We start from the raw sequence: 23,628 nt of genomic DNA on the forward strand, positions 1-23,628 counted from the left end.
ATGAGAGAATTAGTGGTAAAAGACAATGCCTTAATCAATGCAAGCTATAACTTGGATTTAGTAGAACAACGTTTAATTTTATTGGCTATTGTTGAAGCAAGGGAAAGTGGGAAAGGGATTAATGCTAATGATCCCCTTGAAGTACATGCCGAAGGCTATATCAATCAATTTGGTGTACATCGCAATACTGCCTATCAAGCATTAAAAGATGCCTGTAATGATTTATTCGCTAGACAATTTAGTTATCAAAAAATAAATGAAAGAGGGAATATTGAGAACTATAGATCCCGTTGGGTTAGTGAAATTGGATATGTAGATAATGAAGCAGTGGTTAAGCTTATTTTTGCCCCTGCCATAGTTCCATTAATTACGCGCTTAGAAGAGCATTTTACTAAATATGAATTGCAGCAAGTTAGTAATCTAAGTAGTGCTTATGCTGTTCGTTTATATGAGTTATTAATTGCTTGGAGAAGTACGGGCTCTACTCCAATTATAGAGCTAAGTGATTTCCGTCAAAGAATTGGCGTACTCGATAATGAGTACAAGCGTATGGAACGCTTTAAAACTAGTGTACTTGAGCTCGCTATTAAACAAATTAACGAACATACAGATATCACAGTGAAGTATGAACAACACAAAAGAGGTCGATCAATTTCAGGTTTTTCTTTTACGTTTAAACAGAAGAAAAAGGATAATCCATCAATAGAAAGAGATCCGAATACCTTAGACCTTTTTTCAAAGATGACCGATGCTCAACGGCATATGTTTGCAAACAAACTTTCAGAACTCCCTGAAATGGGTCGCTATTCACAAGGAACTGAAAGCTATCCTCAATTTGCTGTTCGTATTGCTGAGATGCTACAAGACCCTGAAAAAATCAAAGAACTATCCCCATACCTAAAAAAAGTGGGATACATGCCATCAAATAAAAAGGACACCGTAAATGGCTAAGTTATCACTAAGTGAAGTATCTAAAAAATTTCATGTGGATAGATCAACCATTTACAGAGCTGTACGTAATGGACGTTTATCACGCTCCAGTGATGGCCAATTCGATCTAGCAGAGGTCATCCGATGCTTTGGAGAACCTGAGCAAACATCTCAAAAAATTGAATCATCTAAGCAAGAAGGTGATGAATCTACAAAAAAACTTATTGCCCATTTAGAAAATGAAGTCAAAAAATACCAAGAACGTGAAGAACGGTTAATGCAACAAATTGACCGTATGCAAACACTCATTGAGCTGAAAAGTGTTGCACCTGCCACAGCATTACCACAACAAGATGCTACGGCATGCGACACCGACATGCCACAGCATGCGACAACACAACAAGACAATGATAATAAAAAGAATAATGAATTCAATATTGCAGAAAATGTGGCAGTGCCACAGCAAGAAACTACGGCATACCACACCCAAACGCTACAGCATGCCACGTTGCAAAATGTGGCAGTGCCACAACACAAAAAGCGTGGCTTATTTGGCCGTGTGCTGAATGCTGTTTTTGATAATGACTAAGGGAGAGAGATCATGCCGAAACTGAAAGACATTGCCCTAGGAATTATTGTGGCCCCGCTGCTGATCCCGATCATGCTGATTGCATCCTACCAGGATAAAAAGGCACTTAAAAAAGAGCTGAATGAACGCCAAAAAGAAAAAGACCAGGCATCCTGATTATTCAATTAACCTAAACAAAGTCGTGAAACATTGCTCACTTATTAATCGTGGAACGTGAAAAATCACAAAAAAAGCCCACCTTGGGGAAGGTGGGCTATCAACTAGAAACTACAGCATTGATTTCTAAGTGGAATTATAACACATTACGTATAAGGTGTATTATGTTAATTTTAGGGAAATTTTTGATAAGTTTTGAGGAATATTAGGAAGTGAAGTTTAATTTAATTGCTTGAATCTACAATATGGAATTGAGTAAGGAATGATTTATAAAGAGGTCTATCAATTCAAAAATGCCAGCTAAATAGTTTTAGCTGGCAAAAATGGAACCCTTATAAATATCGTGCCCATTTAACTGTAGCAACCATTTGACCCGAACCAGTTGATGTAGAACCTGAATTATTGTCACCTGTTGAAAAATCAGGGTGATCTTTTAAGCTAGATAAATCAATCGTTGTTGAACCTGTAAATTTAGATCCTTTTTTTGTATCACCAAGACCTGCTGCGGATAAAGAACCAACTATTAAACTTTGACCAGACGTATTTAAAAGGTTACCTGCAATCACATTACCATATACTGTAGACTGTGCCCCAAGAGAGATGTCACCACCTGAATAAGTAGATTGACATAAAGCCACTGTTGTAGCATTGGTACAAGAGCCTGCTAATAAAGCAATATTACCAATGGCTGCAGGAATTAATGCTGTACTTGAACTGCATAGATTTGTTGGTCGACCAAAACCTGTGCTATTACAAACCTTATTTGCTCCTGCATAGTTCGGGGCCTCCAAAGTAATAGATGTACCGTAGTCAATACTTCCTGTAGATAAAAGGGTATTAGCATATTTACCCTGTTGTGGTTTCAGATCACCCTTAAATAAAAACACACCTGGTGCCAAAGACGGATTTTGACCACTATTGTCCTTTAACGACCATGATCCGCCACTATAAGAAATCACACTGTTCCATGAACCTGTATTTGGTGGATAAATATAACCTACAGAAGTACCTGTACAAAATCCCTGTTGGTTTATATTAGAACAAAGTTGACCAATATAATCATTATAATTTAACGTATATTTTGCAATGTAATAAGTGCCTTTTGGAATTCCATCGACATTCTGTACAGTAACAACTATATTTTTGTTACTGTCAACATCAACAATATAATTGGCTTGTGACTCATAACTTAATGCATTTACAAGAGGCTTATTTGGTGCTGTCACAGTTACTAATGCACCAGTTGCAACAATCGAGTTTGTACCTGCTGGTAATGTTTGCACATTTTTTGTTGGGCATTTATTACTAAATGAAACTGCTTTTAATAAAATATAAGAACTCCAATTATTAGGACATGTCAAAAGTTTCTCACTTGTCACATATTTTGTTACTGGATTCCCTCCAGATAAAGTGACATTATCTTTTGCAAGTATATTATTCACTGTACCATTACTGTGCTTAATATAACTACCAGCCGTAAATGTTTGCCCTGTACCCCCACTAGACCAATCTATATAACTTAATGTATTTGCATTATTAACATTGACGCCACCACCTATTTTTATATATCCATCCGAATTGAGATTGCCTTGTGTTCCACCTCCACTAATATCAATATAGCCTTTTGCTGAAATCAAATCGGCTGAGGCACTTCCTGTCATGGTGACATTTCCATTGGTGTAAATATTATTAATATGAGCAGAACTGGTTAAAGTCACATTTCCTGTGGTAGATAAAGTATCGATTCCTTTTAATCCCACGCCACCTGTAGAGAAGTTACCATAGACATTAATCGAAGCACCGCTTGTACCATTTTGACTAAATTCAATTCCACCCGATAAGTCCAAGTCACTATAAATATCCATAGCCGAAGTGGTTCCCGTTCCACCTCCACTTCCACCAGATGACGATGTAGAAGGGACAATATTATATAAAACACGAATACTAGATGCGGCTTTAGATGTAGCACTTACATTTTTAATTGTTGCAATGATTTGATAAGGATCTGTACTGTTTGTTGGAGGAGTAATTGAATCAATCGAAGCAGTTATACCAGAAAGTCCAATTGCTGCATTTCCTATTTGTAAACTGTCAATCTGATTTTTATTTAAACTTTCAAAATATTTACGTAAAAGTTCAACACCTATCCAAGCTCCAGATTGAGCATTGGTAACTGCATGGTTAGCCACCTCTGCATGCTGTTTCGCTCTAATATAATAAGCTGTCCCCAAAATAGTAACAGATAAAACAATACCTACTAACATCACTGTTAATATCGTGGCTATACCTTTCTGCGAACTTAAACTTGACTGAAATTTATTTATCATCACAGTGCCCTATCAAGATGTAATGTTTGACAAGCAAACTGGAAAACTGAATGTATTTGCTGTAATTGTTAATTTAGAATGAGAGGCTGCTGTACCTATGCCATATGGAGTACATGTTTGCGTGGTTAAATTAAAGCTAATTGTTGAAGCGCTTGGTAAAACAGCTAAAACTCGATCAACTGTCCAAGTTAAGCTATCTAAGTTACTTGTTTGAGCACATGAGTTTGCTTTGAGTAAAATCAGCTTTGTTTGGTTATTATTTAAGACACTGGCTATCCCCTGACATGTTAGTGTATTAGGGATATTGATCGTTGTATAATAACGCCATAAGACAGCCTTTTGACTTTCTACACTAATGTTATTATCCAAAGCTAAGGTACTTGAAGGGATTAATACATTTGTTCCTGAAGAAAAGCCAAAACCTGCATTTTGTGCCAACATTTGAGCAAGCGTTAAACCATTGAATAACTGTGTGTCTTGTTGAGCATTTTGTTGGGAGTCAACACTTGTTGTTACAATAGCTTTGAATAATGTTAATAAGGCAATTAAACATAGCATTGAAATAACTAAACCAACCATTAAACTAACGATAGTCGATCCCTTCTGAGTACATCTCATAACAGTTACTCCCCCACCTTCACTTCACCGCCCAAAGAACTATCGGTTACACTTAAGACAGTTTTTGTTATAGTGACATTTGCCCCTTTCACAGTCGTAGCTTGATTTGTACAGGTTACTGTCACATTTAAATTTTGATTATTTATAGTAATATTAGGAGCAGGTGTAATACCACATAAACTACTACCAGACTGTAATAACACCCTTAATTTATTAACTGCTATTTGCTGGATATTACTTTGTCGATGAGCCTGCATAATTTTACCAATACTAAGCGCACCGCCTAAAGCAATAATGCTGGTTAAAACTAATGCAACAAGTGCCTCAAGCAAAGTTGAGCCTTTTTGATAATTATAGTTATTAATTAAATGTATATGTTTCACTGAGGCTACCATTTTTAATAGTTAAAACTTTATCTGTAGTACAAGGTGGAGTATTTTGTTGGTCACCTAAATGCCCAAATGCAATACAATTTAAAGTCGTACTAGATACATCTTTTATTTGAACATTTGCAGGGATTTGAAAACTATAAATAGAAGTTGAAGTACAACTTGCAGAGGCACTAGATGTTGGCTTATATACAGATAGAGTATTATTACTATTTAAACATATTTGAGATGCAGCAGAATTATCTGTAAAACCACGCTCATTTCGAATAGAAGTAGATTTTGCTAGACTAATAGCATTTGCTAAAGAAGCAACAGTTTTGGTTATTTCTGCTTGTTTAACCCAGTTAACCGTAAGTGCTGTACCAGCAACTGCCAATATACCAAGAATAGCAACCACAACCATCATCTCAATCAGTGAAAATCCAGAAGCACGGTTCATAGATACCTCTAAACTCAATATGTATCACACGATGTTGGAGAAGATGAAGTATTGCTCATTGTCAAAGTACAATTATCTTTAGTAGCTGTAATCGTATATGCCCCTGCTGTAGAATTTACCTTGTAAGAAAAGATCGTTTCGCTTGGATTCCATGAACTAAATGCAGTTTTGGTAGTTGCTGTATTTGATGTAGTTTGTACTGGATAACTAAGTGTTCTTTGATATGTATTTTCTAAAACCAGACTCAAAGCAACTAGATCAGATTGGGCCGCTTTAATATGTGCTTTCTTCACATAATTTGAATAACTAGGAATAGCAATGCTAGCAATAATTGCCAATATCACAATAACAATCATCAATTCTATTAGAGTAAAACCTTGGTTATTCATAAAAAAGACTAAAAACAATATAAAATAACAATATAAAGCATATGACTAAATAAAACATTAAGAATTATTGACTAAATAGCTACCAATTTTGTAGCCACTTTAAGTTAAAAATCACTATCCATTTAACATAATGGGCGTTATACGAAATGCTTTTTAAAATATCCTTGTTTTTCATATAGTTAAAAATTTTTAATCGACCTCAAAAACAGCAAAAAGCCGACTTGGAAATAAGTCGGTTTCTTTTTAAGCAATTTTGATACTTCTTGCCAATAAAATTGATCAATATTTAATCAAATTGTCATTTTTCTCTGCGTTATCAAGACAGCGCTGGCTTAAATTATCCCCAATTTCTGCGGACAACTCTTGGGATAAAAATCCACCAATTTTGTACGCCTGAGCGCACATGGATTTAGGGATTTTGCGGATGTTCACAATCCCTTGTATTCAATATCATGAAGTCATAAGAGAACAGGACGTTCCGCAAAATAAAAATAAATAATCGCACAAGGATCGGCGGTACGACAGGAGTCAAGCCAAGCGAACCAATACGAAAAAGCCCGACAGGATGTCGGGCTTTTTTATTGCCTGCATTTAAGATCTAATCAGTCTTAGCCAATTCATTTTGGTTGATAAGTTTAATCAGCGCATTTTGAACAAACTCATCAAGTTCAATCCCTTTTTCTTTTATGATGGTTTCTATCTTTGCTAGCGTTTCACTTTCTAATTCGAACTCGATTTCTGCTGATGTTTCCATGAGTAAATCATAGTTATTTTCGACCATCTTTTTAAAGGTTTCTTCTAGATCTTTTGTTGATGGAATATTGAAAGATAAGCGTAATGAGCTATTGATAATTTCAACATGGGTATACCCTAAATATTCAGTACTTTTTCCTACAAATCCTAAGTGCTTCATAAAAAACCTTCAATAAATATAGTAAAGAGCTGTCTAAATTAAGCCAGACTCTCTTTTACAAATTTTGGATCAGCAATAAATAACCGAATAACGCCCATTATGTTAATTTTAGAAAGTTGATCCTAGACAGTATCGTGGACAATCGATCCCTCTAAATTCTTGAAATATTTCTGTTCAAAGGCTTCTGGACTTAACCAGCCGTTTGCAGAATGCCTTCTGACCCGATTGTAATAAATCTCAATATAATCAAACAAGACCGCATTCGCCTCTTTTCGAGTCGAAAACACACTGCCATGTACCACATGACCTTTTAATGTATGAAAGAAGCTTTCAGTCACTGCATTATCCCAACAGTTTCCACGTCTAGACATACTCTGAGTACAATCATTTTTCAGTAACAGCGCTCTAAAATCACGACTACAGTACTGTGAGCCTTGGTCCGAATGAACCATAACACCAGTTGGATAACCCTGACGAGCCATTGCATAGTTAAACGTATCACACACCAACTGGCGGTCTATTCGATGGCTGGTTTGCCACCCCACGATACGACGGCTAAATAAATCTAGCATCACACATAAATACAACCAACCTTCTTTAGTGCGGATATAGGTAATGTCTGTTGTCCAGACTTTATTAGGCTGAGTAACTGTAAATTGGCGATCCAACAAGTTGGGTGCTGTAGGCAAACGATGGGTTGAATCAGTCGTATGCTTGTATTTACGCGCAATCCTGCTACGTAAACCAAGCTTTTTTAGCATCCTTCCAATAGTACGTTCGCTCATGTTGTAACCTAAATCATGCATGTCATGTACTAATGAAGGTGCACCCAATCGTGCATGATGCTGCCAATATACGGCTTTTAAGTCATTATATTTCTGTGCCGTATTGGCTTGACGTTTTCGCCAGGCATAATAGCCTGAAGTGCTGACACCTAGGTATTTACAGGCAGAAGATACGGTGACTTCATTCATATCTAGATCTTGAATTACCGTGTACTTTTCTTGGCATGATCTGTTAGAAAGTACACATGCGCTTTTTTTAAGATGTCATTGGCTTCCTTGAGCTGTTTGACTTCTTTCTCTAATTCCACGATCCGCTGTTGTTCTGGTGAAAGTTGACGTTTGCTTGAACCTGCCGGATTGGTTTCACGAATCCATTTATCTAATGTTGAATAACCCACACCTAATTTCTGGGCGATTGCAGCTACAGACTCGTGTGAGTTTGAAAGTGCATAATCAATCGCTTGCTGTTTAAATTCGGGACTAAAACGTTTAGCCATTTCTTGAATCTCCAAAGATTAAAGTTACGTTATCTTTAGAGGGACGTGCTGTCCATTATTTTGTCTAGGATCAAGTCTTCAAGCTCACCTTAAAGAATTAACCTACTAGAGGATGCTCTTTCATTAAATTCTGTATGTCATTTGGGTCATAACAACCACATAAGCCTAGAAGCACTACGTCTGATATCTCATCAATACAACAACCTGAAACGATTTGCATACGTTGATTTTTGTCATATCCAAAAACTGTATATGTCAAATCTTCATCATCAAAATGATCTTTACAGATTGAACAGCAATCAGGGTATTTCTTCAAAACCTTATCAATATCTTTTTGCTGAGTAACAGTAACGCTCATATAACAACTCAAATAACTTTTCTTGGCCATAATTTTACATCTATATTTTTCTGAATATCCTTTTATTTAGCATGATGGGCATTATTCGGAATGAGAGCGGACAACTCTCGTTTTTTGTTATGGAAACTGCTAAAATACAAGTACGCCATTGACGTACAAAGAGTCCATGTTATTTATTGAAACCAGCATCTTTACCAAGCAAATTAAAGACCTTGTATCTGATGAGGAATATCGTCAACTTCAGGAAGATCTTTTGGTACAGCCTGATAGAGGTGATCTAATCAAGAATGGCGGTGGTATTCGCAAAGTACGTTGTGCTCAAGGTAACAAAGGAAAAAGTGGTGGCATTCGGGTGATTTATTATTGGGTCACCGAGGATGATCAGATATTTTTCTTAGTGGCTTATCCAAAATCAGTGAAAGATAATTTAACAGATAAGGAAACAGCCATTCTGCGCCAACTCGTGAAGGAGCAATTTCATGGATAACAACTTATTTGATGACTTGGTTGCTTCAATCAAAGAAGCTGGAGCTATCAAACGTAAAGAAGTTAAAGCAAGTCGAGTTACAGAACTCGAACTACCAGATATTAAAGAAGTACGTGAAAAAACAGGCTTGAGCCAAAATGAGTTTGCTGCACGTCTGCATATTAGTCCTCGTACCCTGCAAAATTGGGAACAGGGACGACGCTATCCAACTGGACCAGCAGCTACATTGATTCGAATTTTAGATGCTCATCCAAGTCTTATTTAAAAAATTACTTAAAAAATGGGAGCTTAAGGCTCCCATTTTTAGATTCGTATAACGTGTATTATGTTAATTTTAGAAAACATTGATAATTGTCTTTAAGTTTAGGAAGCATAAAATTGTCTATTCCACTGAGTGAAATTCAAAAACTGACTAATAACCCTGAATGGCAAAAAAACATTCAAATAATTAATCAAACTCTAATAAATGCTCAAACAGGACTTATTGCTTTTTTTAAAAAGCCTGAAGTACAACAAACATTAATAGGTATCCAAAATGCCTCTATAGCACTTAACAAATACTTAAATGATCCAGTAGTTCAAAAAAATCTACAAAATTTCCAAAAGTTAGTAGTAGAGATTGTAAACAGTCAAAATTTTCAAAAAAACTACATTAACAACCAGAAAATTGCTAACACAGAGAATTTTACTTTTTTTGAAGAAAGTATTCGTGATGAAATTAATGTTTCGGAGCAACTTCAATCTTTTGAAACCGAAGAAGAGAAAAGTAGGTTTTTAAATTTCTTTCTACAATTTATATTTATTATTTTTACGTTTCATATAAATAACTTAGAAACAACTTCCGACTTTAAAGAAGCTTATATTTACTATGTGAATAATATTGAATCAAAAGGTATAACTATTTCACGCATTCATTTAAGAGAGGCTCCAAGTTTTCAAAGTGAATCCATTATTGTTATTCCTAGAAATACACCTTTGAAAGTATATAAAGAAGTTACGAATAGAGATGGATCCGTAAATTTGAACAACTCCTATAAGTGATATTCTGCTCCTCAAATGATGTTATAAACATCAATATATGGAGTATTTTATGGCACGTAGACCAAGAAGAAATCATTCAAATGATTTTAAAGCTAAGGTAGCACTTGCTGCGATTAAAGCAGAAAAAACACTTGCTGAATTGAGTGCTGAGTTTGATGTTCATCAAAACCAAATTATTGACTGGAAAAATCAATTGATCTCAGCTTCCTCGCAAGCTTTCGATCAATCAAAAGCTCCAACAGAACCACCCATCGATCTAAAAAAACTACATGCAAAAATCGGTGAGCAGGCATTAGAAATTGATTTTTTAGAAGGTGTGTTGAAGAAACTGGGCCGCTTCAACCACAAAAGTTAATCGACGACTCACTTCAGATTTCAGTATCTAAGCAAGCTAAGCTGCTGAAAGTCTCCCGTGGTTGTTATTACTATCGCCCAAAACCTGTGAGTGCATCAGATCTGAAGCTGATGCGATGTATTGATGAATTACATATGCAATATCCTTTTGCAGGCAGTCGTATGATGCGTGATTTGTTGAATCGTCAAGGACATCATATAGGACGACGTCATACACGTACTTTAATGAAGAAAATGGGTATTCAGGCGTTATATTGCAAACCAAATTTAAGCCAGGCTAATCAAGCTCACCGTAAATATCCATATCTGCTCAAAGGGTTGGCTATTCAGCGCAGTAATCAAGTGTGGTCTACGGATATAACGTATATCCCTATGGCAAAAGGCTTTGTTTATTTATGTGCTGTGATTGATTGGCATAGCCGCAAGGTACTTGCGCATAGGGTATCGATTAGTATGGAGGTGGATTTTTGTATTTCGGCTTTAAATGAAGCGATTGAAAAATATGGTCGACCTGAAATATTTAATACAGACCAAGGCAGCCAGTTTACCAGTGATGCATTTATTGATGTATTGAAATCAAATGGCATTCAAATCAGTATGGATGGTAAAGGTCGATGGGTAGATAATGTGATGGTTGAACGATTATGGCGGAGCGTTAAATATGAAGAGGTGTATCTCAAAGCTTATAGCAGTGTCACAGATGCGAAAAAGCAATTAAGTGCATATTTTGAGTTTTATAATTTGAAACGACCTCATTCGAGTCTAGACAAAATGACACCAAATGAGTTTTACTATGATCAGCTACCCCAACAAAACAAGGTGGCTTAACTAGAGCGGAATATCACTTATAAATACGCTTTTAGTTGTTCAAACAAGTGGGACCACCTCTAATAGATGGGTTAAAGTTTCTGTGAATATAAATAATATAGACCTTGAAGGGTATGTATCTGAAGTTTATATAAAAAGAGTTAAAAATAAATATGATTTTAACTCTTCTTTAGCTGTCGATGACAAATAGACTAATGCTCTACGATAAGCATGAAATTTATTTTTAGATTTTTAGATTTTTTTCTAAACTTAAAAATAAGTCGTTACTAATCATGTTGATATCATTGTAAAGTTGATTGTCAGCTCCTATCTTTTGCCTAGATAAAGTTCCAAAATTACCACCAGAAATTATCTTTCTAAATTCAATAAAATTAATTTCTAAATCTAGTTTTTGACCATCATCTTTTAGTTGGTCACTAACCAAAGAGATATAAACACCAAGTTTCTGTAAACTTGTTGTAAGAATAGGTTCTAACTTTTTAGCTTCTTCATCGCTACCTGAGTAAGAATAATAAGTCTTTGCTGATGCTGCTATCTCATCAATAGTTTTCTGTGCTGCCTCAATTCTTTTATTGTGAATGGTATTAGCTTTAGATGTGTTATCTCTTTTATAAACTATATACCATCCTAATATGGTTAATAAGGATGGTAGTAATGGCAGAAAATATGTTTTAAAAATATCAGCTATCACTTAGCAAAAGCTCTATCAGCATCTTGAACATAACTATTAATTTCAGGTAACAGGTAGGGATCTCTACTGAGAATTTTTACTTTAGCTTTAAACTCATTAACACTCATACCTGTTAAACGAATTAATCCACCAAAAGCTTCTTCTAAGAAAGAAGATCCATATCCTCTAACTCCATCAAAATCAATTTCAACCTCATCATGGGTAGTGATAGCAGGAATTAACAGATTTTTTAAAAAAACCTCTCCTGAATTTTTACCATCAGAAACATAGCGCCCCGCAGGGTTTTTTGAGAATTGTCTTGCTACATTGATTTTCATAACACTTTTACTCATGAGATGCTCCTGAAGCGTTGTCGGAGATCTGCTTATCAATAGGGATTTCCCATAGGATTACGGTTCCATCTATTGATTGTTTATATGGTAACGAGAACCCATCTACTATACCTGTTAAAGGCCGATCTTCAATCATACCTCTATTAATAATATAAGATCCTTTATTGCTTAGAATAGCAATAGATGCTTTGTGATCACAAAGTGTACTTATTTGATTAATAATTTGATTTAAGCCTTTGCCTCTATTAACAAGATTTGTTCTTGTATTGCCAATTTCAATAGCCGCTTTAATCGATGCACTATCTCTATCATATTTTTCTTTATGCGATTTCAAGAAATTTTTAAGACTTGAAAACCAATCTTCAGCAACATTCTCTGAGTTTCTCAGTAGAGATTTAGGAATGCCTATACCTAAATCACACACACAAATAGACAGCTTGTTGTCTTTCTCTTGGGAGAATATCCACCATTTCTTTGCTTTCATAGGATCATTGATGAATCTCTTTTCCAAATATGAGAGGTGGTCCCACTTGTTTGAACAACTAAAAGCGTATTTATAAGTGATATTCCGCTCTAGTTAAGCCACCTTGTTTTGTTGGGGTAGCTGATCATAGTAAAACTCATTTGGTGTCATTTTGTCTAGACTCGAATGAGGTCGTTTCAAATTATAAAACTCAAAATATGCACTTAATTGCTTTTTCGCATCTGTGACACTGCTATAAGCTTTGAGATACACCTCTTCATATTTAACGCTCCGCCATAATCGTTCAACCATCACATTATCTACCCATCGACCTTTACCATCCATACTGATTTGAATGCCATTTGATTTCAATACATCAATAAATGCATCACTGGTAAACTGGCTGCCTTGGTCTGTATTAAATATTTCAGGTCGACCATATTTTTCAATCGCTTCATTTAAAGCCGAAATACAAAAATCCACCTCCATACTAATCGATACCCTATGCGCAAGTACCTTGCGGCTATGCCAATCAATCACAGCACATAAATAAACAAAGCCTTTTGCCATAGGGATATACGTTATATCCGTAGACCACACTTGATTACTGCGCTGAATAGCCAACCCTTTGAGCAGATATGGATATTTACGGTGAGCTTGATTAGCCTGGCTTAAATTTGGTTTGCAATATAACGCCTGAATACCCATTTTCTTCATTAAAGTACGTGTATGACGTCGTCCTATATGATGTCCTTGACGATTCAACAAATCACGCATCATACGACTGCCTGCAAAAGGATATTGCATATGTAATTCATCAATACATCGCATCAGCTTCAGATCTGATGCACTCACAGGTTTTGGGCGATAGTAATAACAACCACGGGAGACTTTCAGCAGCTTAGCTTGCTTAGATACTGAAATCTGAAGTGAGTCGTCGATTAACTTTTGTGGTTGAAGCGGCCCAGTTTCTTCAACACACCTTCTAAAAAATCAATTTCTAATGCCTGCTCACCGATTTTTGCATGTAGTTTTTTTAGATCGATGGGTGGTTCTGTTGGAGCTTTTGATTGATCGAAAGCTTGCGAGGAAGCTGAGATCAATTGATTTTTCCAGTCAATAATTTGGTTTTGATGAACATCAAACTCAGCACTCAATTCAGCAAGTGTTTTTTCTGCTTTAATCGCAGCAAGTGCTACCTTAGCTTTAAAATCATTTGAATGATTTCTTCTTGGTCTACGTGCCATAAAATACTCCATATATTGATGTTTATAACATCATTTGAGGAGCAGAATATCACTTATAGGAGTTGTTCAAATTTACGGATCCATCTCTATATACTAGTACTACTACTTTCAGATAGAAGATCATCAAAATCATCTAACATATCTTCAGCAGAATCCATCTCAACCTTATGTCCAGACGAGTATTTCCAATACTTGACTGTTTCATCAAATTCCATGTCTTCAAAATTAAGAGATACTCCTAGTAGTTCTAATATTCCTGTTTGTTTAAGAACCTGATTAACAATAACTTCTTTTGATGGAATTAGGCTAAATTTAATATCAGGATTTGTAATTTTCAAAGTTTCTAATTCTGCTAATAAATATAGAGTTCCTTCCGTAAACATTTTTTTTGTTTTAGAAAAGTCTAATTTCATACATATATTTTTTCTAAAATAATAATCTCTTAATTTATTTGTTAATTTCAATAACTTAGTTCTATTTTTGTTCAAAAATATTGTGATAAATGGAGGCATTGGTAAAGTAATTATTGTTCTAAGTTGCTCCTCACCAGTTCTACAATTTTTTTTATTTTTTTTATTTTTTTTGATTCGTTGAATCATACGTATTTCCTGTATACGCATATTTCTAACTTTCTGTTTTAAGCTCAGTCGTTTCATAAAAAATTATAAATAACAAAAAATTAAGTATATGTTTATTTTAATGAAAATAGTATCTCTGGCTCGACCTAACCCAAATGCTTCAATAGCTATTTAACATAAAATCTCTTATATGAAATTTAGAACTTATCCCTTAAAAAGATCATTAAAAAGCTCTTTATCTTTCTGTCTATTTTCTTCTGTCTTACTTTCCGCACTTAAAAACTGCTCAAAATCAGCCCATTGATGTTTAAAAGATTCATCATTCTTAAATTTATTCAAAACCCAAGCGCCAAGCAAAATTTTCCGTCTAGTTTCATTTTTCCGTTCTTGGGCTTTTGCTTCGCTTAAAAGTTTTTGCTGTTTGAGTTTAAGCTCATTCTGTTTCTGTTTTGCCTGTTCTAAGATCTGCTCTTGTTCTTTTTTTAAATACTCAATTTGCTCTTGCAGGGATAATTTTTTCTGCTGTGCTTTGGTGAGTTTCTTTAAAACTGCATCTTTCTTTTCTTGAATATCTGACATAGTATTAAACCGTGATGATCAATAATCAAACATCATCATAGAGTCAAAAAACAAAGCGAGCAATATCAAACGTAGCGAAGCGAAGTTTTCCCGGAGTGAAACGAAGGGCGCACTTACCCACTTTTATCATTTCATTCAAAAGTGGACGTTGCGACAGGGGAAACCCCTGTACCCCATGACCTCGCTTTAGCATGGTCAGCAACTTTTTCAAAGTTGCAAAAATCAAAACCACGGTATGCAGAAATTTAGGTTTTTAAAGTGGCAATTTTTCATTTGAATGAAAGCAACATCTCACGAAGTGACGGACGTTCAGCCGTTGCTTGTGCTGCTTATCGTGCCTGTGAAAAATTAGAGGATCTGACTTTTGGAAAGACTCAGGACTACACTAAAAAAAAGGGACTTGAATACAAAAATATTTATGCACCAGAACATACCAATACAAAACTTTTAGACCGTCAAACACTTTGGAATACAGTAGAAAAAAAAGAATTCAATGCCAATGGCTCAATGAAAGCCAATGCACGACTCGCCAAAGAATATATCTGTGCTTTACCACATGAATTAACAGATGCAGAACGCATAAAAATCGTTGATGACTTTTGCCGAGACTTTGTGAACAAGCACAATGTTATTGTCGATGCCTGCATCCATGCACCACATGAACATAACGATGAAACCAATAATAAAAACTATCACGTACACATGATGTTCACTACCAGACTCATCAATGAAAAAGGCGAATTAGGAAAGAAACAAAGAATCTTCAACGACCATGGTCCCGAGATCCTGAAGGACAGCCGAGCAACTTTTGCCAATGTTGTAAACACAGTATTGGAAAATGCCGGACTAGACGAACGCATCGACCACCGGAGTTACAAGGATCAGGGCTTAGACTTTCTTGAACCCACTCATCATGAAGGGCATGAAGCTACAGCACTTCGCAGACAATATGACGAGGAACAAAAAAGACCGCTTGAAGAACGTAACACTGAAATTGTGCTACCAAGAATTGCACTTGAAAATGATGCAATCAAAGCCAAAAATTTAGATGCTACACGAGAATACCAACAGATCATCAAGGGCCTTGATCAAGAAATTATTGTTCCAAGTCGATTAGAAGATCAGATTACCCAGCTGGAAAACGAACTTCAGTTAACCGAAGCAGAAGAAAAAGAGCTTTTAGCAGAATTAGTAAATCTCAACCTAGAAGAAGAACGCCTGCAAGAACAACAGGTTCAACAGATCGACAACGCATATGATGACTTCATCCGGTGCCAAGATATTTATGCAGAATTTGCCAATCAGTTTTACACCATTCAAAGCAATGCTGCTGATAATCAAAAGCAGATTGAATCAAATCTCACCAAGACAAAACGATGGTTAGCAGAAAACAAAAGCGATTTTTACCTACATAGCAATAATTTGTTTTATGACTCTTATCATCATACTTACAGAGATATAAAAAAACCCGATTTTTATGCGACTGAAAAATCAGTAGAACAGGCAAAAAATGAGAACTGGAGAGAATACGCAACAGAGGTCGAACAACTTGCTAAAGAATACGATATTGAGAATGTCGTCAAACGCTTAGGCCAATGCTCAGAGATACTGCAAAATAATGGGATTGAACGACCAACGATAAAACCCACTTTCTGGCAAAAGCTAAAACGAGAGTACGTTCACTCTTTCGATACCCTGCATGATTTTAATGATGATATGAAACCTATCCTTGTCGAAAAACGGGCAGATGATCTCAAAATTGAACAAGAAAGAATGCAGCAAGTACGCCAAGCGGAAGTGGATCGCCAACGAAAAATTGAAAATGATCGCAGAGAAAGTGAATTTAGAGAGCAATTACGTAAAGAACGAGAGCAAAGAGAACAACGCTATGAACAAGATAGACGCGAACGAGAACATTTGGCATTTTTAAAACGCCAAGAATTGGAAAAACAGCAAAAAAATGAGCCTAAAAAGCCAAACAATGACAACGATAATGATTACTCACCTTGATACCCCCTATTTAAACGCAAAAAAACGGTGTTTTTAGCGATGTTTTGCTAAACCACAGTAGATTTATAGTTGAGTTAAGAAAAAACTCTTAAATCGCAAATGAGAGCATTTAGCGAGTGTCTACGAGCGAACTACAGGGATCTAAATTTTTTCACCTGTTTTTCCCTGATTACAGGCTCCCCTGTGTATCAAGAACTCAGAATCAGAGCATCCCGAATGGGTGCGAACTGATTACGATGGCTTTATGTCGAGCGAAGCGAGTAAAAAGCTCATGAGCGAAGCGAATTCCGAGCTGCTTTTGCTTTTTTTTAAAGTCACAACCCAATGAGCCAAAAAATTGCCCCAACGAATCGAGCGAAAGCGAGATTCAATAGAGTTTGAGCGCAGCGAAAACCAAGGGCAATTTTTCCTTTCCTGGGCTTTTAATTATTTTTAAAGTTTTTAATGCTTTTAGACTCTCTGAAAACCTTTGTTTGCAAGGCTTTCAAGGTGGATAAGACTACAATTTCTTTGTCATAAGACTACAATTTCTTTGTCATAAGACTACAATTTCTTTGTCATAAGACTACAATTTCTTTGCATTTGATTACATCGAATGCTAATGTAGTCTTAATAACACTTATAACCTATGCAGTCTTATGAAAAATGACTTAGTAGTAAAAGATAATGCCTTAATTAATGCCAGTTATAATCTCGAAGTAACCGAGCAACGGCTTATCCTTTTATCAATAATAAGAGCAAGAGAAACAGGCCAAGGGATCTCATCCGACAGTAAATTAGAAATCCATGCTTCTGATTATGCTTCTCGCTTTGATGTCACCAAAGAAGCTGCGTATAACGCTCTAAAAAATGCAGTTAATAATCTTTTTGAAAGAAAGTTCTCTTTTAAGGAAATTCATAAAGATACAAACAAAGAAATTGTAGTCAAATCCCGCTGGGTTAGCCGAATTGCATATGTTGATGACCTTGCTACATTAGAAGTTACCTTTGCACCAGATGTTGTTCCTCTTATTACAAGATTGGAAAAGCACTTTACGAGCTATCAACTTAAACAGGTTGCGCAACTAACTAGCAAATATGCTATTCGTCTATATGAGTTTCTAATTGCTTGGAGAGACGTAGGAAAAACACCTGTTATTTCTTTATCTGAGTTCAGAGAAAAATTAGGACTTGAGATGAATGAATATCAAAAAATGGTTAATTTTAAAAGTCGTGTTTTAGAACCAGCCATAAAGCAAATCAATGAGCTGACTGATATACATGTAAAATACGAACAGTACAAAACAGGAAGATCTATCTCAGGCTTATCATTCACTTTTAAGCATAAAAAAATTGATTCGATACCTTCAGAAAGAGATCCAAACACGGTAGATCTCTTTACCCAAATGACCGATGCACAACGCCACATGTTTGCCAATAAACTTTCAGAGCTACCGGAAATGGGTCGGTATTCCCAGGGAACTGAAAGCTATCCACAATTTGCTATTCGTATTGCTGAGATGCTTCACGATCCTGAAAAAATCAAAGAACTATATCCATACCTAAAAAAAGTGGGATATATGCCATTAAATAAAAGGATTTAGTAAATGGCTAAATTATCACTAAGTGAAGTATCTAACCGCTTTAACGTCAGTCGTTCTACGCTATATAGGGCCATAAAAGAAGGGCGTATATCTCGAAGCGCTGATGGTCTTTTTGATATTGCAGAAGTCATCCGATGCTTTGGAGAGCCGATCAAAAAGCATGAACAAAAACAAGAAGTGGATCAGTCTAAAGATGATGCTGATTTACGTCAGCTTGTTGATTTTATGAAAAAGGAAATTGAGTCATACAAAGATCGTGAGAAACGCTATTTAGATCAAATAGACCGCTTTCAATTGCTATTAGGGCATAAAGAGTCTGAAGAAAAAATGTCTCATGATACACCAGTGACACATTCCAATGATGCACCATGCGACAACAATAGTGGAATAAGTGAAACTATTGATAATAATAGAGATAGTGAAATTAAAACATCCCATGAGACATTGGTGACACGCCCTAATGAAACACCAAAACACGTACCAAATACGCATTATGAGACAAAGAAAAAACGTGGCTTATTTGGCCGTGTACTGAATGCTGTTTTTGATAATGACTAAGGGAGAAAGATCATGCCGAAACTGAAAGACATTGCCCTAGGCATTATTGTGGCCCCGCTGTTGATCCCGATCATGCTGATCGCATCGTACCAGGATAAAAAGGAGCTGAAAAAAGAGCTGGATAAACGCCAAAAAGAAAAAGACCAGTCATCCTGATTATTCAATTGAGCTAATCAAAATCGTGAAACATTGCTTAAATAATAGGCGTGGAACGTGAAAAATCATAAAAAAAGCCCGGTCATGGAAACTCGGGCTATCAACTAGGAACTACAGCGTTGAATTATAAGGATAATTATAACGCATTTCGTATAAGGTGTATTATGTTAATTTTAGAAATTCTTAATTTCCATCTATCCAAACTTGCTTGATCCAATCTGCTAAATCTTCCCACTGCTCATCGCTATATCCATCTGCTGTCCAATATCTAATTTTATGATTAGGAGATAGGCAATAATAACTACCATTATCTTCACAAATAGGTAGCCAATCTTCTGGCAGACCTTGCTCCCTAGCATCATTTAATATCTGAGATAGCCCTCGATAGCATTCTTTCTCATCTGTAAGAGACGCTAATTCAATTGTTCCATAAAAGATATTGCTAATCTCTTTCAAAACTTTTTTATAATCTTTTGGAAAAATAAAACCTATTTTTCGTTCATAAGCAGATATGAAAATATCATCAGGTAGTTCTATGTTTAGACGACTATTCCCAGATAGTTCTTTTAATTCTTGAATAATGTTATCAAGCTTATTTTGCATATACATTCTGCTCTATCGCATTAAAGTTCTTACTACAATTTAACATAATGGCTGTTATGCGAAACGAGATCTACCAGCTCTCGTTTTTTGTTATGGAAACTGCTAAAATTCAAATACGCCATTGACGTATAAAGAGTCCATGTTATTTATTGAAACCAGCATCTTTACCAAGCAAATTAAAGACCTTGTATCTGATGAGGAATATCGTCAACTTCAGCAAGATCTTTTGGTACAGCCTGATAGAGGTGACCTAATCAAGAATGGCGGTGGTATTCGCAAAGTACGTTGTGCTCAAGGTAACAAAGGGAAAAGTGGTGGGATACGGGTGATTTATTATTGGGTCACCGAGGATGATCAGATCTTTTTCTTAGTGGCTTATCCAAAATCAGTAAAAGATAATTTAACAGATAAGGAAACCGCCATTCTGCACCAACTCGTGAAGGAGCAATTTCATGGATAACAACTTATTTGATGACTTGGTTGCTTCAATCAAAGAAGCTGGAGCTATCAAACGTAAAGAAGTTAAAGCAAGCCGAGTTACAGAACTCGAATTGCCTGATATTAAAGAAGTACGTGAAAAAACTGGCTTGAGCCAAAATGAATTTGCTGCACGTCTACATATTAGCCCCCGTACCCTGCAAAATTGGGAACAGGGACGACGCTATCCAACTGGACCAGCAGCTACATTGATTCGAATTTTAGATGCTCACCCAAGCCTTATTTGAAAAAATTACTTAAAAAATGGGAGCTTAAGGCTCCCATTTTTATTTCGTATAAGGTGTATTATGTTAATTTTAGAAAATCTTCACTACTATTATTTTAAAATAAGCCTTATATCCAAGCATAAAACAAGGTTGTCTAGACTTCTTTTAACAGTAAAGTTATCATAAAACTGAATTTTATTTTTTAGGTAAGTTTATGCATTCTATCCGCATTCGTTAAGACACAACTATTTGCATAGTGACACTATTTTATAATGGTGGGCTTTTGTTGTGTCTTTAAGAATATATGCGGATATATAAAGTAAAAGTATGCTTAATTTATAAGTATGCTTTTAGTGCATAGTTTCCAGTTATAACTTAATTGACTAGCTATTTGTCCACCCTGTGGATGAATAGCTTTTTTTTTGGGAGGACACTGTGATGCTAGCTTTTGTTTTCACCTAAATCCTGTTTGCTGCATAAAAAATTTCAAGAGCTAAACAGGAGTAAATAAAAATGAGTTTAATTATTAAAGCGAGAAACATACGCTTGGATTATGCTGGGCGTGATGTTTTGGATATTGATGAATTGGAAATTCACTCTTATGACCGTATTGGTCTTGTGGGTGATAACGGAGCAGGAAAGAGTAGTTTACTCAAAGTACTTAATGGCGAAATTGTTTTAGCCGAAGCGACATTACAGCGTTTTGGTGATTTTGCACATATCAGCCAACTGGGCGGAATCGAAATAGAAACGGTCGAAGACCGGGCAATGTTATCTCGCCTTGGTGTTTCCAATGTACAAAACGACACAATGAGTGGCGGAGAGGAAACTCGTGCAAAAATTGCTGCCGCATTTTCCCAACAAGTACATGGCATTCTAGCGGATGAACCAACCAGCCACCTTGATCTCAATGGAATAGATCTACTTATTGGTCAACTTAAAGCATTTGATGGAGCATTACTTGTTATCAGTCATGACCGATATTTTCTTGATATGGTTGTAGACAAGATATGGGAGTTAAAAGACGGTAAAATTACGGAATATTGGGGTGGTTACTCGGATTACTTGCGTCAAAAAGAAGAAGAGCGACAACACCAAGCCGTAGAATATGAGCTGATGATGAAGGAACGGGAGCGATTAGAATCTGCTGTGCAAGAAAAACGCCAGCAAGCTAATCGATTAGACAATAAGAAAAAAGGAGAAAAATCCAAAAACTCTACCGAAAGTGCTGGACGACTTGGGCATGCAAAAATGACTGGCACCAAGCAAAGAAAACTGTATCAGGCAGCTAAGAGTATGGAAAAGCGTTTGGCTGCATTAGAAGATATTCAAGCACCAGAGCATTTGCGTTCTATTCGTTTTCGTCAAAGTTCAGCCCTAGAACTGCACAATAAGTTCCCGATTACGGCAGATGGTCTGAGCTTAAAATTTGGTAGCCGTACTATCTTTGATGACGCTAACTTTATAATACCGCTTGGCGCTAAAGTCGCTATAACTGGATCGAATGGAACAGGGAAAACGTCCTTGTTAAAAATGATATCAGAACGTGCTGATGGATTAACCATATCTCCAAAAGCTGAAATTGGCTACTTTACACAAACAGGATATAAATTTAACACGCATAAATCTGTGCTCTCCTTTATGCAGGAAGAGTGCGAGTACACAGTTGCGGAAATTCGTGCAGTATTGGCTTCAATGGGGATCGGAGCGAATGATATTCAAAAAAACTTATCCGACTTATCGGGAGGTGAAATCATCAAACTGCTTTTATCCAAAATGCTTTTAGGAAAATATAATATTTTGCTTATGGATGAACCAGGAAACTATCTTGACCTAAAAAGTATTGCCGCATTAGAAACAATGATGAAGTCCTATGCAGGAACTATTATCTTCGTATCTCATGACAAGCAATTGGTCGATAATATTGCTGACATTATCTACGAGATCAAAGACCACAAAATCATCAAGACTTTTGAGAGAGATTGTTAATGATAGCCAATCTAATCCGAACATTAATTATTGAACTCTTTAAAGGAAATTAAAAATGACAATTCAAGATATTCAATCACTTGCTGAAGCACACGGCTTGTTGCTTACGGACAAAATGAATTTCAATGAAATGGGCATTGATTTTAAGGTCGTTTTTGCTCTTGATACAAAGGGGCAACAATGGTTGCTGCGTATTCCTCGTCGTGATGGCATGAGGGAACAAATCAAGAAAGAAAAACGCATTTTAGAATTGGTAAAAAAACATCTTTCTGTAGAGGTTCCTGATTGGAGAATTTCATCTACAGAATTAGTGGCTTATCCCATACTTAAAGATAATCCTGTTTTAAATTTGGATGCTGAAACCTATGAAATAATTTGGAATATGGACAAAGATAGCCCGAAATACATAACATCTTTGGCAAAAACCTTATTTGAAATCCATAGTATTCCTGAAAAAGAAGTTCGGGAAAATGATTTGAAAATTATGAAACCTTCAGATTTAAGACCTGAAATAGCAAACAATTTGCAGTTAGTAAAATCTGAAATTGGTATAAGTGAGCAATTGGAAACCCGCTACAGAAAATGGTTGGATAATGATGTTCTATGGGCAGATTTCACCCAATTTATACATGGCGATTTATATGCTGGGCATGTACTAGCTTCAAAGGATGGAGCTGTTTCAGGCGTTATTGATTGGTCAACAGCCCATATAGATGACCCAGCGATTGATTTTGCTGGGCATGTAACTTTGTTTGGAGAAGAAAGCCTCAAAACTCTAATCATCGAGTATGAAAAACTAGGGGGTAAAGTTTGGAATAAACTATATGAACAGACTTTAGAAAGAGCAGCGGCCTCTCCTTTGATGTATGGTTTATTTGCCTTAGAAACTCAAAATGAAAGCCTTATCGTTGGAGCAAAAGCTCAGTTGGGAGTTATATAATTTAAAAATATGATTGCTGAGAACTGCCTTGTTTTGAAACTTGGTTGGCTTTAATTAGTTTTTAGTATTCTTTATAGAAAATGCCTCGATCAAGG

General features: G+C 36.0%; 30 protein-coding genes. 15 read left to right on the forward strand and 15 right to left on the reverse strand.

The window, feature by feature from the left end; genetic code table 11:
- Genes repM (BEN71_RS00215) through BEN71_RS19155 form a run of 3 tightly spaced genes read left to right on the forward strand, consistent with a single transcriptional unit; the run spans window position 1 to window position 1,675 of the window.
- Entirely contained in the window at window positions 1–951 is a 951-nt protein-coding gene (gene repM, locus BEN71_RS00215) for a replication initiation protein RepM (protein ID WP_068975483.1), read from the forward strand.
- Window positions 944–1,519, forward strand: a complete 576-nt coding sequence (locus BEN71_RS00220; RefSeq protein ID WP_046128056.1) for a plasmid replication DNA-binding protein — start codon at window positions 944–946, stop codon at window positions 1,517–1,519. Before repM (BEN71_RS00215) ends, BEN71_RS00220 begins: the two co-directional genes overlap by 8 nt.
- A 12-nt stretch (window positions 1,520–1,531) precedes the next feature.
- Window positions 1,532–1,675, forward strand: a complete 144-nt coding sequence (locus tag BEN71_RS19155; RefSeq protein ID WP_001125248.1) for a hypothetical protein — start codon at window positions 1,532–1,534, stop codon at window positions 1,673–1,675.
- Between the two features lie 332 nt (window positions 1,676–2,007).
- On the opposite strand, the gene BEN71_RS00225 is transcribed toward BEN71_RS19155, so the two are convergent.
- The 8 genes from BEN71_RS00225 to BEN71_RS00265 form a co-directional block, all read right to left on the reverse strand.
- The gene (locus BEN71_RS00225) at window positions 2,008–3,864 is read right to left on the reverse strand and encodes a hypothetical protein (RefSeq protein ID WP_152033023.1); all 1,857 of its coding nucleotides are present in this window, start codon (window positions 3,862–3,864) and stop codon (window positions 2,008–2,010) included.
- A gap of 150 nt (window positions 3,865–4,014) precedes the next feature.
- A complete protein-coding gene (locus BEN71_RS00230; protein WP_152033024.1) occupies window positions 4,015–4,620 on the reverse strand; it encodes a hypothetical protein in 606 nt (201 codons plus the stop codon).
- A 5-nt stretch (window positions 4,621–4,625) separates the two neighbouring features.
- Window positions 4,626–5,003, reverse strand: a complete 378-nt coding sequence (locus tag BEN71_RS00235) for a prepilin-type N-terminal cleavage/methylation domain-containing protein (RefSeq protein ID WP_068975486.1) — start codon at window positions 5,001–5,003, stop codon at window positions 4,626–4,628.
- Window positions 4,981–5,448, reverse strand: coding sequence for a pilus assembly FimT family protein (locus tag BEN71_RS19475; protein ID WP_068975487.1), 468 nt, complete (start codon window positions 5,446–5,448; stop codon window positions 4,981–4,983). The genes BEN71_RS00235 and BEN71_RS19475 overlap by 23 nt, the downstream gene beginning before the upstream one ends.
- Before the next feature lie 14 nt (window positions 5,449–5,462).
- Window positions 5,463–5,837, reverse strand: a complete 375-nt coding sequence (locus BEN71_RS00245; RefSeq protein ID WP_068975488.1) for a type IV pilin protein — start codon at window positions 5,835–5,837, stop codon at window positions 5,463–5,465.
- 598 nt (window positions 5,838–6,435) lie between these two features.
- Window positions 6,436–6,750 (reverse strand): hypothetical protein, encoded by a 315-nt coding sequence (locus BEN71_RS00255; protein WP_058971764.1) that lies wholly within the window; start codon window positions 6,748–6,750, stop codon window positions 6,436–6,438.
- A gap of 122 nt (window positions 6,751–6,872) precedes the next feature.
- Window positions 6,873–8,032, reverse strand: a protein-coding gene (locus BEN71_RS00260) for an IS3 family transposase (RefSeq protein ID WP_117276768.1) whose coding sequence is annotated in 2 segments (ribosomal slippage) — window positions 6,873–7,798 and window positions 7,798–8,032 — 1,161 coding nt in all. Because the reading frame shifts where the segments join, the coding sequence is not laid out codon by codon here.
- A gap of 97 nt (window positions 8,033–8,129) precedes the next feature.
- A complete protein-coding gene (locus tag BEN71_RS00265) occupies window positions 8,130–8,390 on the reverse strand; it encodes a hypothetical protein (RefSeq protein WP_068976015.1) in 261 nt (86 codons plus the stop codon).
- Window positions 8,391–8,556: 166 nt separating this feature from the next.
- Between BEN71_RS00265 and BEN71_RS00270 the strand changes: the two genes are divergently transcribed.
- From BEN71_RS00270 to BEN71_RS00285, 4 genes are all read left to right on the forward strand, one after another.
- A complete protein-coding gene (locus tag BEN71_RS00270; protein ID WP_058971762.1) occupies window positions 8,557–8,877 on the forward strand; it encodes a type II toxin-antitoxin system RelE/ParE family toxin in 321 nt (106 codons plus the stop codon).
- Window positions 8,870–9,142 (forward strand): NadS family protein, encoded by a 273-nt coding sequence (gene nadS / locus BEN71_RS00275; protein WP_000369781.1) that lies wholly within the window; start codon window positions 8,870–8,872, stop codon window positions 9,140–9,142. Before BEN71_RS00270 ends, nadS (BEN71_RS00275) begins: the two co-directional genes overlap by 8 nt.
- Before the next feature lie 113 nt (window positions 9,143–9,255).
- Window positions 9,256–9,918, forward strand: coding sequence for an SH3 domain-containing protein (locus BEN71_RS00280; protein WP_068976016.1), 663 nt, complete (start codon window positions 9,256–9,258; stop codon window positions 9,916–9,918).
- A 49-nt stretch (window positions 9,919–9,967) separates the two neighbouring features.
- Window positions 9,968–11,100, forward strand: a protein-coding gene (locus BEN71_RS00285) for an IS3-like element ISAba14 family transposase (RefSeq protein ID WP_223155595.1) whose coding sequence is annotated in 2 segments (ribosomal slippage) — window positions 9,968–10,220 and window positions 10,220–11,100 — 1,134 coding nt in all. Because the reading frame shifts where the segments join, the coding sequence is not laid out codon by codon here.
- A 223-nt stretch (window positions 11,101–11,323) separates the two neighbouring features.
- Here the strand turns inward: BEN71_RS00285 and BEN71_RS00290 are convergent.
- The 6 genes from BEN71_RS00290 to BEN71_RS00315 all read right to left on the reverse strand — a co-directional run bounded on the left by BEN71_RS00290 (window position 11,324) and on the right by BEN71_RS00315 (window position 14,990).
- Entirely contained in the window at window positions 11,324–11,791 is a 468-nt protein-coding gene (locus BEN71_RS00290; protein WP_068976124.1) for a hypothetical protein, read from the reverse strand.
- Window positions 11,788–12,123 carry an STAS-like domain-containing protein gene (locus BEN71_RS00295; RefSeq protein ID WP_068976125.1) on the reverse strand — a complete coding sequence of 112 codons (336 nt, stop codon included), beginning with the start codon at window positions 12,121–12,123 and terminating at the stop codon, window positions 11,788–11,790. Before BEN71_RS00295 ends, BEN71_RS00290 begins: the two co-directional genes overlap by 4 nt.
- Window positions 12,116–12,607, reverse strand: a complete 492-nt coding sequence (locus tag BEN71_RS00300) for a hypothetical protein (RefSeq protein WP_068976126.1) — start codon at window positions 12,605–12,607, stop codon at window positions 12,116–12,118. The genes BEN71_RS00295 and BEN71_RS00300 overlap by 8 nt, the downstream gene beginning before the upstream one ends.
- Before the next feature lie 93 nt (window positions 12,608–12,700).
- A protein-coding gene (locus BEN71_RS00305; protein ID WP_223155595.1) for an IS3-like element ISAba14 family transposase occupies window positions 12,701–13,833 on the reverse strand; the annotation gives its coding sequence in 2 pieces (ribosomal slippage) (window positions 12,701–13,581 and window positions 13,581–13,833; 1,134 coding nt in all).
- A gap of 86 nt (window positions 13,834–13,919) precedes the next feature.
- Window positions 13,920–14,432, reverse strand: coding sequence for a hypothetical protein (locus tag BEN71_RS19130; protein ID WP_068975319.1), 513 nt, complete (start codon window positions 14,430–14,432; stop codon window positions 13,920–13,922).
- Between the two features lie 183 nt (window positions 14,433–14,615).
- A complete protein-coding gene (locus BEN71_RS00315) occupies window positions 14,616–14,990 on the reverse strand; it encodes a hypothetical protein (RefSeq protein WP_086322809.1) in 375 nt (124 codons plus the stop codon).
- Between the two features lie 258 nt (window positions 14,991–15,248).
- Here BEN71_RS00315 and mobQ point away from each other — a divergent pair, with 258 nt between their 5' ends.
- From mobQ to BEN71_RS19160, 4 genes are all read left to right on the forward strand, one after another.
- Window positions 15,249–17,000, forward strand: coding sequence for a MobQ family relaxase (mobQ, locus tag BEN71_RS00320; RefSeq protein WP_068975320.1), 1,752 nt, complete (start codon window positions 15,249–15,251; stop codon window positions 16,998–17,000).
- A gap of 638 nt (window positions 17,001–17,638) precedes the next feature.
- On the forward strand, window positions 17,639–18,583 hold the full coding sequence (repM, locus tag BEN71_RS00325) for a replication initiation protein RepM (RefSeq protein WP_068912167.1): 945 nt from the start codon (window positions 17,639–17,641) through the stop codon (window positions 18,581–18,583).
- A 3-nt stretch (window positions 18,584–18,586) separates the two neighbouring features.
- The gene (locus tag BEN71_RS00330; protein WP_068975321.1) at window positions 18,587–19,141 is read left to right on the forward strand and encodes a plasmid replication DNA-binding protein; all 555 of its coding nucleotides are present in this window, start codon (window positions 18,587–18,589) and stop codon (window positions 19,139–19,141) included.
- A 12-nt stretch (window positions 19,142–19,153) separates the two neighbouring features.
- Window positions 19,154–19,297, forward strand: coding sequence for a hypothetical protein (locus tag BEN71_RS19160; protein ID WP_166135746.1), 144 nt, complete (start codon window positions 19,154–19,156; stop codon window positions 19,295–19,297).
- A gap of 183 nt (window positions 19,298–19,480) precedes the next feature.
- Here BEN71_RS19160 and BEN71_RS00335 read toward each other — a convergent pair whose 3' ends face one another.
- Entirely contained in the window at window positions 19,481–19,900 is a 420-nt protein-coding gene (locus BEN71_RS00335) for an SMI1/KNR4 family protein (RefSeq protein WP_001180106.1), read from the reverse strand.
- A 139-nt stretch (window positions 19,901–20,039) separates the two neighbouring features.
- Between BEN71_RS00335 and BEN71_RS00340 the strand changes: the two genes are divergently transcribed.
- From BEN71_RS00340 to BEN71_RS00355, 4 genes are all read left to right on the forward strand, one after another.
- A complete protein-coding gene (locus BEN71_RS00340; RefSeq protein ID WP_000897307.1) occupies window positions 20,040–20,360 on the forward strand; it encodes a type II toxin-antitoxin system RelE/ParE family toxin in 321 nt (106 codons plus the stop codon).
- Window positions 20,353–20,625, forward strand: coding sequence for a NadS family protein (nadS, locus tag BEN71_RS00345; RefSeq protein WP_000369781.1), 273 nt, complete (start codon window positions 20,353–20,355; stop codon window positions 20,623–20,625). The genes BEN71_RS00340 and nadS (BEN71_RS00345) overlap by 8 nt, the downstream gene beginning before the upstream one ends.
- Before the next feature lie 492 nt (window positions 20,626–21,117).
- Complete coding sequence (gene msr(E), locus BEN71_RS00350) at window positions 21,118–22,593, forward strand: ABC-F type ribosomal protection protein Msr(E) (protein ID WP_000052512.1); 1,476 nt, start codon at window positions 21,118–21,120, stop codon at window positions 22,591–22,593.
- A 55-nt stretch (window positions 22,594–22,648) separates the two neighbouring features.
- Entirely contained in the window at window positions 22,649–23,533 is an 885-nt protein-coding gene (locus BEN71_RS00355; RefSeq protein WP_000155092.1) for an Mph(E) family macrolide 2'-phosphotransferase, read from the forward strand.
- Window positions 23,534–23,628: the final 95 nt, after the last annotated feature.

Origin of the sequence: Acinetobacter wuhouensis, assembly GCF_001696605.3 — a bacterium.
GTDB classification, from domain to species: Bacteria; Pseudomonadota; Gammaproteobacteria; order Pseudomonadales; family Moraxellaceae; genus Acinetobacter; species Acinetobacter wuhouensis.